The following is a 16755-nucleotide window of genomic DNA, read 5'->3' on the forward strand; positions in this document are numbered from 1 at the left end:
CTTCGATGGGCTGGGCGGGCCCCGTGCGGCTGAGCACGGATCCCCACCCACGAAGGACTGACATGACCTCCCCCACCCCTGCGGTGCGGTGGCGGCGTCGCGGACTCACGTCCGTCGCGCTGCTCGCCGTGCTCGGCGGCGCCGTCGTCGCTCCCGCGGCCCTCGCCGCGCCCGATCCTGAAGTGCCGACCGGCTCGCTCATCACGAGAGACACCGCGTGGCGCTACCTCGACGACGGCTCGGACCCGTCTCCCGCCCCGGCCGCCCTGCGCGACTGGACCCTGGCCGCCTACGACGACAGCGCGTGGAAGACGGCACCGGGCAGCTTCGGAGCGAAGAACGGCGCTCTCGCCGCGGTCGGACCGCAGACCCCGAAGACGCTCCTGAACCACTACCTCGACGGCGTGAAGGCCCCCACCGTCCCCACCTACTTCTTCCGCACGACGTTCGAGCTCGAGACCGGTGTGGCCGAGCAGGTCGCCGCGCTGCAGAGCACCGTCACCTACGACGACGCCCTCGTGGTGTGGCTCAACGGCACGGAGGTCGCGCGCTACGTCGACGGCCGCATCACCGACACGACCAACGTGGAGTACGCGGGCGACTCGAACGGCGACCCGCTCACCAGCACGTTCAGCGCCGAAGGCGGACTGCTGCACGACGGGACCAACACGATCGCGGTGTCGCTGTTCCAGGATCGCGCCACCAGCTCCGACATCTACTTCGACATGTCGTCGCTCACGCTCGTGCCCGCTTCCGAGCCCGGCACCCCGGTGGTCGCGCCGCCCACGCGCGTGATCCTCACGCCGACGGAGCAGCCGGCGGTGTCGCAGTCGTTCTCGTGGCTCGCCGGCGACGCCTCCCACACGGTCGGGCAGGTCGAGATCGGCGCGGCGGCGGGCGGCGACACCCGCACGGTCGACGCGTACGACGCGGGAGTGGTGAACGGCAACCCGAACAAGCACTTCTCCGCCACGGTCACCGGCCTCACCCCGGCGACCGCCTACCGCTACCGCGTCGGTCTGCCCGGCAGCTGGAGCGACTGGTTCGAGTTCCGCACGGCCGACCCCGCCGCGACCGACTTCCAGTTCATCTACTACGGCGACGCCCAGATCGGACTCGACACCACGTGGCCGAGCGTCGTGAAGCAGGCCGAGGCCAACGCCCCGCGGTCGATCGGCTCCGTGCACGCAGGCGACCTGATCAACACGTCGAGCAACGAGAACGAGTGGCTCAACTGGTTCAAGGGCATGGAGGACTCGGCCGTCCGCACGAACGTGATGGCGGCCCCGGGCAACCACGAGTACTCGGGCGACAAGCTGCTCACGGCGTGGAAGGCGGCGTTCGAGTACCCGCACAACAATCCTTCGATGAGCTCGATCGGGACGCTGGCCGACCTCGCGAAGGGCGACTCCCCCGTGGCGCAGCAGTACCGTGCGTATTTCGAGCACTGGAGCGCGTTCGCGGCGGAGACCGCGTACTACACCGACTACCAGGGCGTGCGTTTCATCACCCTGAACGCCACCCGCGACACGACCTTCCTCACCCCGGCCGGACTGCCCTCGTGCAGCGGGGCGGAGTGCCCCTCGGCCCAGGTGGGCACGCTGTGGACGCGCTTCCAGGGGGCGTGGCTCGACCTGCTGCTGCAGAACAGCCCGTCGAAGTGGAACGTGGTGACGTTCCACCAGCCGGTGTTCTCGGCGTCGGCCGGACGTAACGAGCCGGTGCTGCGCGCCGAGTGGCTGCCGGTGTTCCAGCGCAACGACATCGACCTGGTGCTCATGGGCCACGACCACACGTACGCCCGCGGCTATGTGAACGCCGACGCGACCGACACCCCCGGTCTCACGACGGGCCCGGTGTACGTGGTGTCGAACTCGGGTGCGAAGCACTACGACCTGGAGACGCCGGAGAAGAACGTCTGGACCAACAACGGCGCCACCCAGGTGCTGCGCGGCGAGGGCGTGACCACGTATCAGGTGATCGACGTGTCGAAGAACCAGCTCGTGTACCGGTCGTACCTGGCGGAGAAGACGGCGACGGCGAGCACCGATCTGCCCGTCGGCGCGGTGTACGACACGTTCACGGTGACGAAGTCCGACGCGGGCGATAAGTGGGTGACCGAGGCGGGCGTGACTCCGCCGGTCACCGAGGAGCCGGAGCCCACCGCGACGGTCGAGCTCGGCGCGTCGTCGGTGGTCGCCGGGGGCACGGTCGAGGTGTCGGGCAGCGGCTTCGCGGCGGGTGCCGAGCTGCGGCTCGAGCTCCGGTCCGACCCGGTGTCGCTGGGCACCGTGACGGCCGCGGCCGACGGGTCCTTCGCCCGCACGGTCACGATCCCCGCCGGCACCCCCGCCGGGGCGCACACCCTCGCGGTGATCCTGCCCGACGGCACCGAGGTGACGGCGGCGCTCGCGGTCACCGCAGCCGCGGGCGGCGGGGCGACCGCGCCGGGCCAGGGCGGCTCGGGCGGAGCAGACGGCGACCTCGCGACGACGGGTGCGGACAGCGTGCCGTTCATCGTCGCCGCGGTCGTGCTGCTCGCGGCGGGCCTTGGCCTGTTCGCACTGCGCCGCCGTCGTTCCGCGGCCACCGCGGCCGCGACGGTCACCCCGGCCGACACGGCGGAGCGGACCGACGCCGAGTAGTCCCCTCTCGCAGCGGCGCCGTCGGGGCTTCGGCTCCGGCGGCGCCGTCGTGCGTGCGCACCACCGCGGCCGGTCGTTGTCCTGGGATAACCTTCACGTGCCCGAACCCCGCGAAGGAGAACCCGTGCCCGCGAACGATGTGATGGCCGACGAGACCGACCGGATCGTGGCCGCGGCGCTGCAGGTGAACGGCCGCGCGTCGTGGGGTGAGATCGCCCGAGTGGTGGACCTTCCGGAGCGCACGGTCGCCCGCCGCGGACAGCGCCTGCTCGACCGGGGACTCGTGCGCGTGTCCACCTACGTCGACCCGGCCAGGGTCCTGCATGCCCGCGCCGTGCTGTTCCGCATCACGACCGAGCCGCACGCTCTGTGGCACGTCGCCCGCACGCTCGCGCGCCGCACCGACGCGTCCTCGGTGTCGGTGCTGGAGGGCAGCAGCGACATCGCGGGCATGCTCCTCCCCCACGACGACGCGTCGATCAGGGAGCTGCTGTTCACCGACTTCCCCGAGGTCGACGGCATCGCCTCGATCAACGTCACCACGGTGCTGAAGTTCTTCCGCTCGGGGCACGACTGGCGGGTGGGCGTGCTCACCGACGAGCAGGTGCGCATGCTCGACGAGTCGTCGGGCTCGGAGGTCGATCCGGCGGACGCGCTCAGCGACGACGAGGAGGCACTGATCCGGCTGCTGCTCAAGGACGGGCGGATGCCGGTGGCGCAGCTGGCGCGCGCGCTGGGCCTGAACGTGACGACGACCAGGCGTCGCATGGAGTCGCTGAACCGTCGCGGCCTGATGCATCCGCGCACCGAGATCGTGCCGAGCCTGTTCGGCCTCGGCCTGGAGGCGCTGGTGTGGCTGCGCGTGCCGATGGACCGGTTGGAGAAGGTGGGCACGGCTCTCGCCGCGGCCCCCGAGGTGAAGTTCATCGTCGCGACCACCGGCACGTCGCAGCTGCTGATGAACGTGCTGGTGACGGATGCCGATGCGTTCTATGACTTCCTCACCGGTCCGGCGGTCGCGGGGCACGACGGGCTCGAGGTGGTGGAGTCGCTCGTGGTGATCACGCCGGTGCTGCGCGGCTCGCTCATCGTCGACGAGGCGCCCGAGGCGCTGGCACAGGACGTGCCGACGGGAGCGATCCGCTTGTAGGCCGATTCTGTTATGAGAGTGTAAAGAAGTGGCGAGATCGTTCGTCAGGGCTTGACCCAGTGGCGAAATAGGGCGAGTATCCTCTCCAGGGCCATCACCCCTGGAGAGGACGACCGTGTTCACGGCAACTGGAGACGACTGGGCGCACCGCGCGGCGACGCTCACCCTGCGCACCCGCATGTTCATCGACGGCGCCTGGGAGGACGGCGCCGCCGAACCGCTCGCCCCGGTCAGCCCGCGCGACGGACGCACGCTGCCCACGATCGCCGCCGCCTCCCCCGCCGACATCGACCGCGCCATCCGCTCCGCCCGCGTCGCCTTCGACTCCGGCGTGTGGTCGCGCCTCGCCCCCCGCGAGCGCGGCCAGCGCCTGATCGCCTTCGCCCAGCGCATCCACGACAACGCCGAAGAGCTCGCCCTCACGATCTCGCTCGAGATGGGCAAGCCCGTGCGCGAAGCGCTGCAGACCGAGCTGCGCGCCGTCGTCACCTGCTTCCGGTGGTACGGCGAGGCGGCCGACAAGGTGCTCGACGAGATCCCCGTCACCGCGCCGGGCAGCCTGGCCCTCGTCACGCGCGAGCCCGCCGGGGTGGTCGCCGCCGTCGTGCCGTGGAACTTCCCCCTCACGATGACCGCATGGAAGCTCGCCCCCGCCCTCGCCGTCGGCAACAGCGTCGTGCTCAAGCCCGCCGAGCACACCACGTTCTCCGCCCTGCGCCTGGCGGAGCTCGCGCTCGAGGCGGGGATCCCCGCCGGCGTGCTCAACGTCACCCCCGGCGCGGGGCACATCGCCGGCCGCGCGCTCGGTGAGCACCCCGACGTCGACGTGGTCACCTTCACCGGCTCGCCAGAGGTCGGCCGCCGCTTCCTCGGCTACGCGGCCGCCTCCAACGGCAAGCGCGTGTGGCCGGAGCTCGGCGGCAAGACCGCAAGCCTCGTCCTGCCCGACGCCGCCCTGGAGCGGGCCGTGCGCGCCACCGCCGACGGCTGCTTCTACAACCAGGGCCAGATGTGCACGGCCTCGTCGCGCCTGCTCGTGCCGCGAGCGCAGCGCGACCGCGCACTGGAGATCGCCGCCGAGGTCGCCCGCACGACGCTACCCGCCGACCCGTTCGACGTGAGCACCTCCATGGGCGCGATCGTGAGCGAGAAGCAGCTCGCCGGGATCGCCGGGTTCGTCGAGCGCGCTCAGGCCGAGGGCGCCGAGCTCGCCGCGGGCGGAGCCGAACGCTTCGACGCGGTCGAGGGCGGGAGTTACTTCGCCCCGGTCGTGCTGGGCGTGACCCCGCAGCACGAGGTCGCGCAGCGCGAGGTCTTCGGCCCCGTGCTCTCGGTGATCGCGTACGACGACGTGGACGAGGCCCTGTCCATCGCGAACGGCACCGAGTACGGTCTGGCCGCCGCGCTGTGGAGCACCGACCTCAACGCCGTGCACACCCTCTCGCGCCGCCTGCGAGCCGGGGTCGTATGGGTCAACTGCTTCGAGGAAGGCGACATGACCATTCCGTTCGGCGGGGTCAAGGGCTCCGGCTTCGGGCGCGACAAGAGCCTGCACGCCCTGGAGAAGTTCACCGACCTGAAGACCACGTGGATCGAGCTGTCGTGACCCGCCCGCTCATCGGCATCACCACCTGGCGCCGCTCCATCGACACCGACCTCGGCACCGGCCGCCCCGCGCACACGCTCGGCGCCGAGTATGCGACACCGATCGAGGTCGCAGGCGGCGCGGTCGTGCTGCTGCCGCCCACGGCGGGCATCGACGAGGTGCTCGACCGGCTCGACGGGCTCGTGCTGTCGGGCGGGGAGGACGTGCACCCCTCGCGCTACGGCGCCGCGCCGCAGGAGGGCAAGACGTACGACAGCGCCCGCGACGGCTACGAGATCGCACTCGCGCTCGGTGCGCGCGACCGCGGGCTGCCCGTGCTCGCCATCTGCCGTGGCCTGCAGGTGAGCACCGTCGCGTTCGGCGGCTCCCTCATGGTCGACATCCCCGCCACGGAGCACCACCACCCCGTGCGCGGCGCCGACGAGCAGCTGTCGGCCCGGCACCCCGTGACGTTCGCCGAGGGCAGCCGCCTGGCCGCGCTGTACGGCACGACCGAGCGCACCGTGAACACCATCCACCACCAGTCGGTCGAGGTCAGCGCCCCCGGCCTCCGGCCTGTCGCCTGGGCCCCCGACGGCATCGTCGAGGCGGTCGAGGCCGACGGCGACTGGCCGTTCTGGGCGGTGCAGTGGCATCCCGAGAAGCTGATCGACCCCGATGAGGCCGCCGAGGAGCGCCCGCTGTTCGCGGCGTTCGTCGAGGCCGCCCGCGAACGTGCGACGGAACCGTCCGTCGCCCAGAAAGGAACACGATGACCAAGCAGGTCTTCCTCGAGTACGAGAACGGCGTCCGCGCCGTCGCCACCCTGTTCGAGGACCTCGCCCCTCGCACGTGCGAGGCCATGTGGGGTGCACTGGAGAAGCCCGTCACCATGCAGGCCATGCACGCGATGTACGCCGGGCCCGAGGTGATGGTCGGCCTGCCCGAGGAGGCGCAGAACTTCGACCCCGAGGCCGTGCCCGCCGAGAACCAGCAGGTGGTGCCCGCGCCGGGCGACCTGCAGTGGTACTGGCAGCGTCCGATGCAGATGGGCGGACTGCCGTTCGAGTGGTACGAGATCGGCGTCTTCTACGATCGTGGTGCCCGTATTCTCGGCCCGCTCGGATGGACACCCGTCAACATCTGGGCCGGCATCACCGAAGGACTCGCGGAGTTCGCTCAGGAGAGCGCCGCGATCCGCATCGACGGAGCGAAGCAGCTCACCATCGGACGCGTCTGAGCGTCACCCCTCCCCCCGTGCTGGACCCATCCCGAAGGAGCAGTGCATGAACACCCGCAGAATCCTCACCGCCGGAGCGCTCGTCGCCACCGGTGCCCTCGTCCTCGCCGGCTGCGCCGCCGGTGACGACGAGTCCTCCGCGTCCGGCGGCGAGAAGGAGTTCGCCGGAGAGACCCTGGTCGTCACCTCGTTCGGCGGCGACTGGGAGAAGGCCTTCATCGAGGCGGTCGTCGACCCGTTCGAGGAGGAGACCGGCGCGAAGGTCGAGCTGATCACGCTGTACAGCGCCGATGCGCTCGCACAGGTCACCGCCCAGAAGGCGAGCCCGCAGATCGATGTCGTGCACTTCTCCGGCGGCCAGGAGTTCACCGCCGCCGAGCAGGGGCTGATCGCGCCGATCTCCGCCGACGACCTGTCCGTGTCGGCCGACCTGATCGACGTCGCCACGGCCGGTCTCGAGCGCGGGGAAGGTCCCGTGATCCAGCTCGCGCCGATCGGGCTCGTCTACAACACGGAGGCCGACGCCCCCGCCCCCACCTCGTGGGAGGACCTGTTCGACGACGCGTACGCGGGTCACATCGCGCTGACCGACTTCTCGAACACGTACGGCGTGCTGTCGATGCTGCGCGTGGCCGACGCCCTCGGCGGCGGTATCGACGACCCGTCCGAGGCGATCGCCGACCTCGGGGCGCTGGCCTCGTCGGGAGACGCGATCGTGGTGCCGACCTCGCCCGACCTGCAGACCGCGTTCGCACAGCGCGGCACGTGGCTCGCCCCGTATGCGATGGACTACGCGGGCACGCTGCAGGACGCGGGGCTCCCGGTCGAGTTCATCGTCCCGGAGGAGGGCGCGACGGCGTCGCTCATCACCGCGAACGTGGTCGAAGGCCGGGACAACCCGGACCTGGCGACGCTGTTCATCGACTTCGAGCTGCGTCCCGAAGCGCAGGCCGTGTTCGCGGAGAACATGCGTTACTCCCCGGTCAACACCAAGACCGAGCTGTCGGAGGAGGCGGCCGAGGCCGTCCTGACCGGCGACGAGCTCGACGACGTCGTGGTCTACGCGCCCGGTGACATCGCCGCGTCGCGTCAGGCGTGGACCGACGAGTGGAATGCGCTGATCACCAAATGAGCGTCAGAACCCGAAGGGAGCCCTGGCTCCTGCTCCTGCCGGCGATCGTGCTGCTCGCGCTCGCCTTCCTCACCCCGGTGGCCGGCATGCTTCTCATGAGCGTGCAATCGCCGGCAGGCGGGTTCACCCTCGACAACTTCACCCGCTTGTTCGCAAGCGAGTATCACCTCCAGGCGGCGCTGCGTTCGCTCCGCCTGGGGGTGATCCAGACGGTGATCACCCTGGCGATCGCCATCCCGCTGTCGTACATCATGGCCCGCGCCGGCTCGAAGGTGCGCTCCTTCCTCCTGATCGTGGTGATCCTGCCGCTGATGACGAGCGTCGTGGTGCGCACGTTCGGGTGGGTGGTGCTGATGGGTCCGTCTGGGTTGATGATGAAGATCCCCGGCGCGGAGTTCCTCGTCGGCGGCACGCAGGGCTTCCTCGGCACCGAGACCGGCGTGGTGATCGCGATGGTGCAGGTGCTGCTGCCGTTCGCGGTGCTGAGCATCCTCGGAGTCATCTCCGGCATCACGCCGCAGCTGGAGGAGGCGTCGCGCACGCTCGGCGCCGGGTTCTGGCGCACGCTGCGGCACGTGGTGCTGCCGCTGTCGGTGCCCGGTATCGTCGCCGGCGCCTCGCTCGTGTTCGTGCTGTCGGTGAGCTCGTTCATCACGCCGCGGTTCATCGGCGGCTCACAGATCCCCGTGTTCGCGCAGACGATCTACGTCGACGCGACCACCAACCTCGACTGGTCGTTCGCGGCGGCACAGGCCGTGCTGCTGTTCGCTGGCGTGATGCTGGTGCTGGCGGCCACGGCCCGGCTCGGGAAGCAGAAGGTGTGACCATGGTCCGTTCCGTTCCGATCCTCGGCCGGATCCTCGCGATCCTCCTCGGCGTCGTCGTGACGCTGTACATGCTCGTCCCGCTGCTCGTGGTCGCCGGTGCCTCCGTCGGTGAGAACCGCTTCCTCACGTTCCCGGGGCAGGGGTTCACGCTCGACTGGTACGTGGAGGCGCTCACGTCGGACACGTACCTGGAGCCGTTCCGTCTCAGCCTCGTGGTGGGAGTGACGGTCGCGATCATCGCCGCGGCGGTCGGCACGGCGGCCGCGCTGGCCCTCACCCGGTTCCGCGTGCCCGGCGGTGCCGCGATCCAGGCGCTGCTGATGTCGCCGCTCACGATCCCCACGATCATCCTGGCGATCGGCGCCCTGTCGATCGCGTCGCTCACGATCGGCTCGCCCAACGTGGGGGTGCTGATCGCCATCCACGTGGTGATCGCGATCCCGTATGTGATGCGCACCGTGACGGGGGTGATGACCCGCGCCGATCACTTCACGGAGGAGGCCGCGCGCACCCTCGGTGCCAGCACGTGGAATCGCTACCGTCTGGTGGTGCTGCCCATCGCGCGCCCCGGCATCGCAGCCGGCGCATTCTTCGCTTTTAACGTCTCGTTCGACGATGCGGTCATCGCCCTCTTCCTGCGCACTCCGCAGCTGGAGACCCTGCCCATCGCCATCTACGGCCAGCTGGAGTTCAGCACGTCGCCCACCGTGGCGGCCGTGTCGACCCTCATGGTCCTGCTCACCGTCGTCCTCATGATCGTCCTCGAACGCATCATCGGCCTGGGAAGGTTGTTCGTCTGATGACAACGCTCACCATCACTGCTCTCACCAAGGACTTCAAGGGGACGAAGGTGCTCAAGGGCATCGACCTCTCGATGCGGTCGGGGGAGTTCGTCTCGCTGCTGGGGCCGTCGGGCTGCGGCAAGACCACGCTGCTGCGCTGCATCGCCGGGCTCGAGTCGCCCACGAGCGGCACGATCGAGATCGCCGGCCAGGACGTCACGAAGCTTCCGCCCGAGAAACGGCACCTCGGAATGATGTTCCAGAGCTACGCACTGTTCCCGCACATGAGCGTGGTCGAGAACGTGCGCTTCGGGCTCCGCATGGCCGGGGAGAAGCCGAAGGCCGAGCAGAAAGAGCTGGCGGTGCGTGCGCTGGAGCGCGTGCAGATGGGCCACCTCGCCGACCGGATGCCGGCGCAGCTGTCGGGCGGCCAGCAGCAGCGCGTGGCCCTGGCGCGGGCGATCGCGTTCGAGCCGCGGGTGCTCCTGCTCGACGAGCCGCTGTCGAACCTCGACGCCCGGCTGCGCGAGGACATGCAGGTGGAGCTGAAGGAGCTGCACCGCACGCTCGGCCTCACGACCGTGTTCGTCACGCACGACCAGGAGGAGGCGATGAGCCTGTCCGACCGGATCGTGCTGATGAACGGCGGCGTGATCGAACAGGAGGGCGCCCCCGCGGAGCTGTACGGCTCCCCGCGCACGCCGTTCGCGGCGGACTTCATCGGTGCGGCGAACCTGCTCCCCGCGACGCGGTCGGGTGCCGTCGCGACGCTCGACGGCGCTGCGGTGCAGGTGCCGCTCTCGGGTGCGGGCCCCGACGGTTTCGGCGAGGTCGTGCTGCGGCAGGAGGACCTGCACCTGGCACCCACGGTCGGTGCCGACGCACCGGTGGCGGTCGAGGTCGTCGCGCACGTGTACCGCGGCGCGGACGTCGTGTACATCGTGGAGCTGTCCGGCCGGCGGCTGCGCGTGGTGCGCCCTCGCCACGAGCAGCCCATCCCCGAGGGCCCGGCCGGTCTGGGCTGGCGCCCTGGCGCGGTGCTCTGGATCCCGGCCGCCTGACCTCGGAGACCTCGCCGCGCGGCGCCCCTCCCCTATGGAGCGGCGCCGCGCGGTCATAGGATCGGCGCATGGACGCCCCCGACTCGCCCACCCCCGCCCCGGCCGACTCGACCCCGCGGGATCCGTCCCGGCGCGGATTCTTCAAGGTGGGGGGCGCGGCACTCGCGGGTGCGGTGATCGGCGGCGCGGGCGGTGCCGCGATCGGCGCAGCGGTGGCGGGCGGCAACCCGCGCGACGGTTTCGCGGACGACCCCGACCCGTTCGCCGCACTCACGCCGCGGAAGGAACCGGGCTTCGACCACATCGTGGTGGTGATGGGCGAGAACCGCTCCTTCGACAACCTGCTCGGCTACCTCTACACGCCCGACACGCTCCCGAAGGGTGAGACGTTCGAGGGTCTCGCGTTCGGCACGCACAGCAACACGGCCGCCGATGGCACCGTGGTCGAGGCGCACGTGTACCAGGGCGACACCGACCGGATCATGAGCCTGCCCGACCCCGACCCCGGCGAGGAGTACCCGCACGTCAACACCCAGATCTTCGGCACGGTCGACCCGAAGTCCAACGCGGACCTGTTCGTCGATGAGATGGCGTCTCCGTTCAACGCCCCGACCCACGGTGAGAAGGCGACCATGTCGGGGTTCCTGGAGGACTACATCATCAACTTCCGGCGGCTCCGCGGCGGGAAGGAGCCGAGCGTCGACGAGGCCAGGCACATCATGGGGTCGTTCTCGCCGGAGATGCTGCCGGTGCTGTCGACTCTCGCGTCGGAGTTCGCGGTGTTCGACCACTGGTATGCGGGCGTCCCGTCGCAGACGTTCTGCAATCGTTCGTTCTTCCACGCCTCCACCTCGCACGGCTTCGTCACCAATCAGGGCGGCGGCGGGTACCGGAAGTGGATCGACGCGCCGGCTGCCCCCACGGTGTTCAACCGGCTGGAGGACAAGAAGATCAGCTGGAAGGTCTACATCGACAAGCTGCAGCTGGTGTCGTTCACGGGCATGCTGCACGCGGCGGTGCTGGAGAAGTACTGGCGCACGGAGCACTTCGGCACGATGGAGGACTTCTACGCCGACGCGAAGAACGGCACCCTCCCGGCGTACGCGTTCATCGAGCCGCGCATGGTGTACGACCACAACGACTTCCATCCGCCGTTCGGTGCGCCACGCGAGAGCGTGGTCGACGGCGAGCCCGTGTTCGACAGTGCGATCTCCGACGTGCGGGCGGGCGACCGGCTGATCCACGACGTGTACGAGGCCGTGCGCACGAGTGCCACCCCGGACGGCTCGAACGCGGTGAACACCCTGCTGCTGATCACGTTCGACGAGCACGGCGGGTGCTACGACCACGTGCCGCCGCCCTCCGCCACCACGCCGACGCCCGACACGGAGCCCGGGGAGATGGGGTTCACGTTCGACCGACTGGGGTGCCGGGTGCCCGCGATCGCCGTGTCTGCGTACACCCGCCGCGGCACGATCATCCACGACGAGATGCACCACGGCTCGGTGACCGCGACGCTCTCCCGGCTGCACGGGCTGAAGCCGCTGAACGACCGCGACCAGTCCGCGAACACGCTCATGAACGTGGTGAACCTGGACAAGCCACGCCACCCGGCCGATTGGCCCGTGACCACCCCGGCCTATACGCCGCCGAACCCGGAGGACGGCACGCCGCAGCCGAACGAGGCCGATCACCTCAAGCCGCTGACCCCGCCCGCCCGCGGGCTGCTCGGGCTGCTGCTGGCGCGCTACGGCAAGCCGGGCGAGCCGGAGCCGGAGACCTTCGCCGACGCATACACGCTGCTGCACGAGCACGGCGAGGAGCTGTTCGGCCCCGCGAAGGGCAGCTGACCCCGCGCTGTCCGTCGGGGCTGCACGTCGGGCCTAGACGTCGGGGATGAGCCTCTTGCCCAGGTCGACCGTGTCGTCGATCTCGTAGCCGAGCCGTCGGTAGAAGTCGACCACCTGCGCGTTGCCGGCACGCACCTGCAGATTCACCTTCGGGCAGCCGAGGTCGCGCAGGCGGGCCTCCACGTGCGCCACGAGTTCCCTGCCCACTCCGAGTCCGCGCGCGTCGGGCTGCGTGGCGAGGTAGTTCATCCACCCTCGATGACCGTCGTATCCCGCCATGACCGTGCCGAGGATGCGCCCCGTCTCGTCCTCCGCCACGACGAAGAGCTCGGGCTGCACCGTCAGCTTCCTGGCGATGTCCTTCCGCGGATCGTTCCACGGCCGCGTGAGCCCCGCCGCCTCCCACAGGTCGACGACGGCATCGGTGTCTTCAGATCGGAAGGGTCGGATGTGCACTGTTCCAGCCTCCCAGATCCGGCCTCCCGCGAGGATCAGCCGCCCACCGGTGGGAACGAGGTCAGGGGGAGGCGGCGGTCAGACGTCCGACGGGAGGGTCAGGTGGACGATCGGGTACGGTCGCCCGTCCCCGTCGAGTTCGCTGCGGCCGACCGGCACGAATCCGCGGCGCAGGTAGAACGCGCGCGCCGCCTGGTTTTGCTCGTTCACGTCCACGCGCGTCACCGCCTGGTTCTCGACGACCTCGGCCAGCAGGGCAGACCCCACGCCCTGACCACGGACCGCGTCGGAGACGAACAGCATCTCCAGGCTCCCGTCGAGAACCCCGGCGAACCCGGCCGGCGTGCCGTCGGTCTCGGCGACGGTGAGGGTCACCGCGGGGAAGTAGTCCGACGCCAGGTGCGACTCGATCCGCGTGAAGTCGGAGGCGTCCAGGAAGTCATGCGTGGCCCGCACCGCGCTGCGCCAGATCTCGACCAGCGTCGGGTACTCCTCTGGGCCGCGGCACGGACGGATGGTCGGCGGGTGGGCGTCCTCGGGCATGGTGTCGATCGTACGGACCCTGCTCGGCCGCGTCAGACCGGGTCCCCCGTGACGGGGCCCTCGGTGTTGGGCTTCCAGCCCAGCGCCGGGGCGACGTGCTCGGCGAACGCCTCCAGCACGTGCAGGTTGTACTCCGGCCCGAGCTGGCTGGGAAGGATTAGGAGAGCTCCAAACAAAGCAGTCTCTCGCGGTCATCCCAGGGCGTGGGAGAGATAACGAAACCGAGCTTCCGGTATAGCGTGATGGCAGGTTCTCGCCAATCCCACACAGAAAGCTGAACAGGGCGACCGATGCCCCGCAGCGCCTCGCTGATCAGAGCCGATCCGACGCCGAGGCCTCGTGCCGTCGGATCCGTCCAGAACCGCTTGATCTCCGAAGCCCCAGAAACCGAGGTACCGACGACAACGACTCCGCAGTCCAACCCATCCGCCGTGGCGACGATGACCCGCATCCGGTGCAACGCCTTGGCGGGATCGGCCACTTCTCTTTGATACCGCTCGGGCAGCGGGCCGGCGTTCGACACGAGAGCGTGCTCTGCCTTCTCAGTTTCGGTCTGCCGGAGGTAGCTGTCCAGAAGTGCCGAGACGGAAGCGGTATCTTCCGGGAAAGATGCCTGTCGAAGAACGATCGCAGTCATAGGACATCGCCCTGCGCTGGCTGCGATTCAAGGTTCGTCACGACGCCTCACTGATCCTGACCGAGTTGCTTGTTCTGGATGCGCTCATGCCATCGGGGTCCTGGCGTCGCTCCGATGCGCCCGGCGGCCTGCCCGATCTCTTTGGCGCGCTCAAATAGCGTAATCCGCACTTAGATGCTCAGATCGCGTCGCCTTGCACGGGGCCCTCGGTGTTGGGCTTCCAGCCCAGCGCCGGGGCGACGTGCTCGGCGAACGCCTCCAGCACGTGCAGGTTGTACTCCGGCCCGAGCTGGTTCGGGATCGTCAGCATGAGGGTGTCCGCCGCCATGACGGCCTCGTCCTGCTTCAGCTGCTGGATCAGCACGTCGGGCTCGGCGGCGTAGGTCTTGCCGAACGTGGAGCGGAACCCGTCGATGATGCCGATCTGGTCGCCGTTCTCCTCGCTGCGCAGCCCGAAGTAGGCGCGGTCCATGTCGGAGATCAGCGGGAACACGCTTCGGCTCACCGACACCCGCGGGGTCCCGGTGTGACCGGCCTCCTTGTACGCGGCGCGGAACAGGTCGATCTGCTCGCGCTGCAGCTCGTGGAACGGCTGGCCCGTGGCCTCGGTCACCAGGGTCGAGCTCATCATGTTGAGGCCCTTGCGTCCGGTCTCCTCGGCCGTGGCGCGCGAGCCCGAGCCCCACCAGATGTGGTCGCGGAGCGTGGGCGACTGCGGCTCGATCTGCAGGTAGCGGCCGGCGCCGACCATGCGCGGGTCTCCGGGGGCGATGCCCTGACCGTCGATCGCGTGCAGGAAGATCTCGAACTTCTCCCTGGCCAGCACACTGCCGCGCTCGGGGTCTTCCTCGTCCACGTAGCCGAACGTCTCGTAGCCGCGCAGCGCCGTCTCGGGTGAACCACGGCTCACGCCGAGGGCGATGCGGCCGTCGGCGATGAGGTCGAGCGCGGCGGCCTCCTCGGCGAACTGGAAGGGGTTCTCGTAGCGCATGTCGATCACGCCGGTCCCCACCTCGATGCGCTCCGTGCGCGCGGCCATGGCCGACAGCAGCGGCATGGGCGACGCGGCCTGCCGCGCCCAGTGGTGCACGCGCACGTAGGCGCCGTTCACCCCCAGCTCGTCGGCGCCCTCCGCGATCTCGATCGTCTGCTTCAGCATGTCGCCCGCGGTGCGGGTCGCCGAGCCGGGCACGTCTGCGTAGTGCCCGAAGGAGAGGAATCCGAAAGCCTTCATGATGTATTCGAACGCATGGAAGCGTCGACTATTCCCCCGGCGTCAGGAAACCGTCGCGCACGAGGGAGCGGATCTTCGGCTCCAGGTCCGCCCACAGGTCGGCGAGCGGCACGTCGAACAGGTCGGCCAGCGCGCCGACGATCTGCGCCACGGTGAGCTCCCCGTCGCACGCGCCGACGAACCCGGCGAGCGCGCTGTCGACGCTCACGGTGCGCGCGAAGCCGCCGCCCTGACGCAGCTCGATCACACTGGGGTCGTCGTCGCCCGGCATCAGGTGCCTGGCCTCGGTCACATCCGGCGCCACCACCAGGGTCGAGGGCAGCCCGCCCGCGAGCGCGTCGTGCGCCGCGAGCCCGGCCGCGAGCGCCGCCCCCACGTTCGACACCTGCTGCCCGAGCCGCTCCACCCGCCGCAGGGGTTCACCGTCGCCGCGCCGCAGCAGCACGTAGCCGAACCCGACCGCCGTCACGCCGCGCGCGGCGAAGTCGTCGAGCCACGCGGTGAGCAGCGGCACGAACGCGGCGTCGCGGGGCGTGGTGCCGCCGTCGCGGATCCACAGCTCCGCGTACGCCAGGGGCGACAGCTCCTCCCGCTCGATCACCCACAGGTCGAGGTCGGCGGGCACCCACGCCTCGAGCCGCGCGAGCCCGGTGACGCCCGTGCGCGACTCCCAGTTGCCGAGCAGCTGCGCGATGCCGCCGCGCGTGAGGTGGGCGGGTGCCGTGCGGACGAACCGCTCGACCAGCGCGTCGCCCACCAGGCCGCCGTCGCGATATTCGTACGCGGGCACGCCCTCGGTGCGCGGAGTGATCACGAAGGGCGGGTTCGACACGATCAGGTCGAACGCCTCGCCCGCGACGGGCTCGAACATGCTGCCGAGCCGGAAGTCGATGTTGGTCACGCCGTTGAGCTGCGCGTTGAGCTCCGCGTATGCCAGGGCGCGACGGGAGATGTCGGTCGCGACCACCGTGCCGGCGCGGCGGGCGACCAGCAGCGCCTGGATGCCGCAGCCGGTGCCGAGGTCGAGGGCGCGCTCCACCTGCACGGGCACCACGGTCTCGGCGAGCGTGCGCGAGGCCCCGCCCACACCCAGCACGTGGTCGGCGGGCAGGGGTCCGTCGAGCGCCACCTCGTCGAGGTCGCTCGCGATCCACCACTCGCCCACGCCGTCCGCGTCCACGAACGACTGCGGACGCAGCAGTGCCGTCGGGACCACCGTGCCGTTCTCGACACGCGCGAGCCCGAGCTCGACCAGCCCGTCCACGCCGAGGGCGGGGAGCGCCGGGGCGACGACCGCCTCCGGTTGCGGAAGGCCGAGCACGAACAGGCGTCCGAGGGTCGCGAGCACGCCGTCGTCGTCGGCGATCGCACGGAGGATCGGCTCGCGCATCCCGCGGCCCAGCGCGTCGTCGGCCTCCGCGCCCCACAGCTGCCGCAGCGGCTCGGAGCGGAGGTCGGCGGCGTCGAGGTCGGCGGCGAGGCGGGCGCTGCGGACGGGGTCGGGAACGGGTGCGGGGGCGTCGGACACGGCCGTCACTCTACGCGTCTTCAGGGTTCTCCTTCCTCGCGCCTCCTAGAATCGCAAGGTCAGTACTCACGATCCGCCCCTCCCC

At 70.4% G+C, this 16755-nt stretch carries 15 protein-coding genes and 1 pseudogene; 10 read left to right on the forward strand and 6 right to left on the reverse strand.

The features are described 5' to 3' along the window. The first annotated feature begins 62 nt into the window (after positions 1 to 62). From KE274_RS00235 to KE274_RS00280, 10 genes are all read left to right on the forward strand, one after another. Positions 63 to 2645 (forward strand): purple acid phosphatase family protein, encoded by a 2583-nt coding sequence (locus KE274_RS00235; protein ID WP_211539671.1) that lies wholly within the window; start codon positions 63 to 65, stop codon positions 2643 to 2645. A gap of 124 nt (positions 2646 to 2769) precedes the next feature. Continuing rightward, positions 2770 to 3795: an Lrp/AsnC family transcriptional regulator gene (locus KE274_RS00240; RefSeq protein WP_211539673.1), complete on the forward strand. Its 1026-nt coding sequence runs from the start codon at positions 2770 to 2772 to the stop codon at positions 3793 to 3795. 115 nt (positions 3796 to 3910) lie between these two features. Further along, positions 3911 to 5401, forward strand: a complete 1491-nt coding sequence (locus tag KE274_RS00245) for an aldehyde dehydrogenase family protein (protein ID WP_211539675.1) — start codon at positions 3911 to 3913, stop codon at positions 5399 to 5401. Continuing rightward, positions 5398 to 6156: a gamma-glutamyl-gamma-aminobutyrate hydrolase family protein gene (locus KE274_RS00250; RefSeq protein WP_211539676.1), complete on the forward strand. Its 759-nt coding sequence runs from the start codon at positions 5398 to 5400 to the stop codon at positions 6154 to 6156. The genes KE274_RS00245 and KE274_RS00250 overlap by 4 nt, the downstream gene beginning before the upstream one ends. Next, positions 6153 to 6620 (forward strand): DUF3830 family protein, encoded by a 468-nt coding sequence (locus tag KE274_RS00255; protein ID WP_211539678.1) that lies wholly within the window; start codon positions 6153 to 6155, stop codon positions 6618 to 6620. Before KE274_RS00250 ends, KE274_RS00255 begins: the two co-directional genes overlap by 4 nt. Positions 6621 to 6666: 46 nt before the next feature. Beyond that, a complete protein-coding gene (locus KE274_RS00260; protein WP_211539680.1) occupies positions 6667 to 7752 on the forward strand; it encodes an ABC transporter substrate-binding protein in 1086 nt (361 codons plus the stop codon). Beyond that, positions 7749 to 8576: an ABC transporter permease gene (locus KE274_RS00265; protein WP_211539682.1), complete on the forward strand. Its 828-nt coding sequence runs from the start codon at positions 7749 to 7751 to the stop codon at positions 8574 to 8576. The genes KE274_RS00260 and KE274_RS00265 overlap by 4 nt, the downstream gene beginning before the upstream one ends. A 2-nt stretch (positions 8577 to 8578) precedes the next feature. Next, the gene (locus KE274_RS00270; protein ID WP_249185783.1) at positions 8579 to 9379 is read left to right on the forward strand and encodes an ABC transporter permease; all 801 of its coding nucleotides are present in this window, start codon (positions 8579 to 8581) and stop codon (positions 9377 to 9379) included. Next, entirely contained in the window at positions 9379 to 10422 is a 1044-nt protein-coding gene (locus KE274_RS00275; RefSeq protein WP_211539685.1) for an ABC transporter ATP-binding protein, read from the forward strand. The genes KE274_RS00270 and KE274_RS00275 overlap by 1 nt, the downstream gene beginning before the upstream one ends. Before the next feature lie 68 nt (positions 10423 to 10490). After that, complete coding sequence (locus KE274_RS00280; protein ID WP_211539687.1) at positions 10491 to 12272, forward strand: alkaline phosphatase family protein; 1782 nt, start codon at positions 10491 to 10493, stop codon at positions 12270 to 12272. Between the two features lie 33 nt (positions 12273 to 12305). Here the strand turns inward: KE274_RS00280 and KE274_RS00285 are convergent, their stop codons facing one another. The 6 genes and pseudogenes from KE274_RS00285 to KE274_RS00310 all read right to left on the reverse strand — a co-directional run bounded on the left by KE274_RS00285 (position 12306) and on the right by KE274_RS00310 (position 16679). Then, entirely contained in the window at positions 12306 to 12728 is a 423-nt protein-coding gene (locus KE274_RS00285; RefSeq protein ID WP_211539689.1) for a GNAT family acetyltransferase, read from the reverse strand. Positions 12729 to 12806: 78 nt separating this feature from the next. Continuing rightward, positions 12807 to 13271, reverse strand: a complete 465-nt coding sequence (locus tag KE274_RS00290; protein WP_211539696.1) for a GNAT family N-acetyltransferase — start codon at positions 13269 to 13271, stop codon at positions 12807 to 12809. A 32-nt stretch (positions 13272 to 13303) separates the two neighbouring features. Continuing rightward, positions 13304 to 13435 (reverse strand): annotated as a pseudogene (locus tag KE274_RS00295) (LLM class flavin-dependent oxidoreductase); the annotation flags it as partial. Then, positions 13429 to 13908, reverse strand: a complete 480-nt coding sequence (locus KE274_RS16715; RefSeq protein WP_211539698.1) for a GNAT family N-acetyltransferase — start codon at positions 13906 to 13908, stop codon at positions 13429 to 13431. The pseudogene KE274_RS00295 and the gene KE274_RS16715, both read right to left, overlap by 7 nt. 178 nt (positions 13909 to 14086) lie before the next feature. After that, on the reverse strand, positions 14087 to 15142 hold the full coding sequence (locus tag KE274_RS00305) for an LLM class flavin-dependent oxidoreductase (protein WP_211539700.1): 1056 nt from the start codon (positions 15140 to 15142) through the stop codon (positions 14087 to 14089). Positions 15143 to 15170: 28 nt separating this feature from the next. Beyond that, positions 15171 to 16679: a DUF7059 domain-containing protein gene (locus KE274_RS00310; RefSeq protein ID WP_211539702.1), complete on the reverse strand. Its 1509-nt coding sequence runs from the start codon at positions 16677 to 16679 to the stop codon at positions 15171 to 15173. Positions 16680 to 16755: the final 76 nt, after the last annotated feature.

Source organism: Microbacterium paraoxydans (assembly GCF_018224615.1).
Lineage (GTDB): Bacteria > Actinomycetota > Actinomycetes > Actinomycetales > Microbacteriaceae > Microbacterium > Microbacterium paraoxydans_B.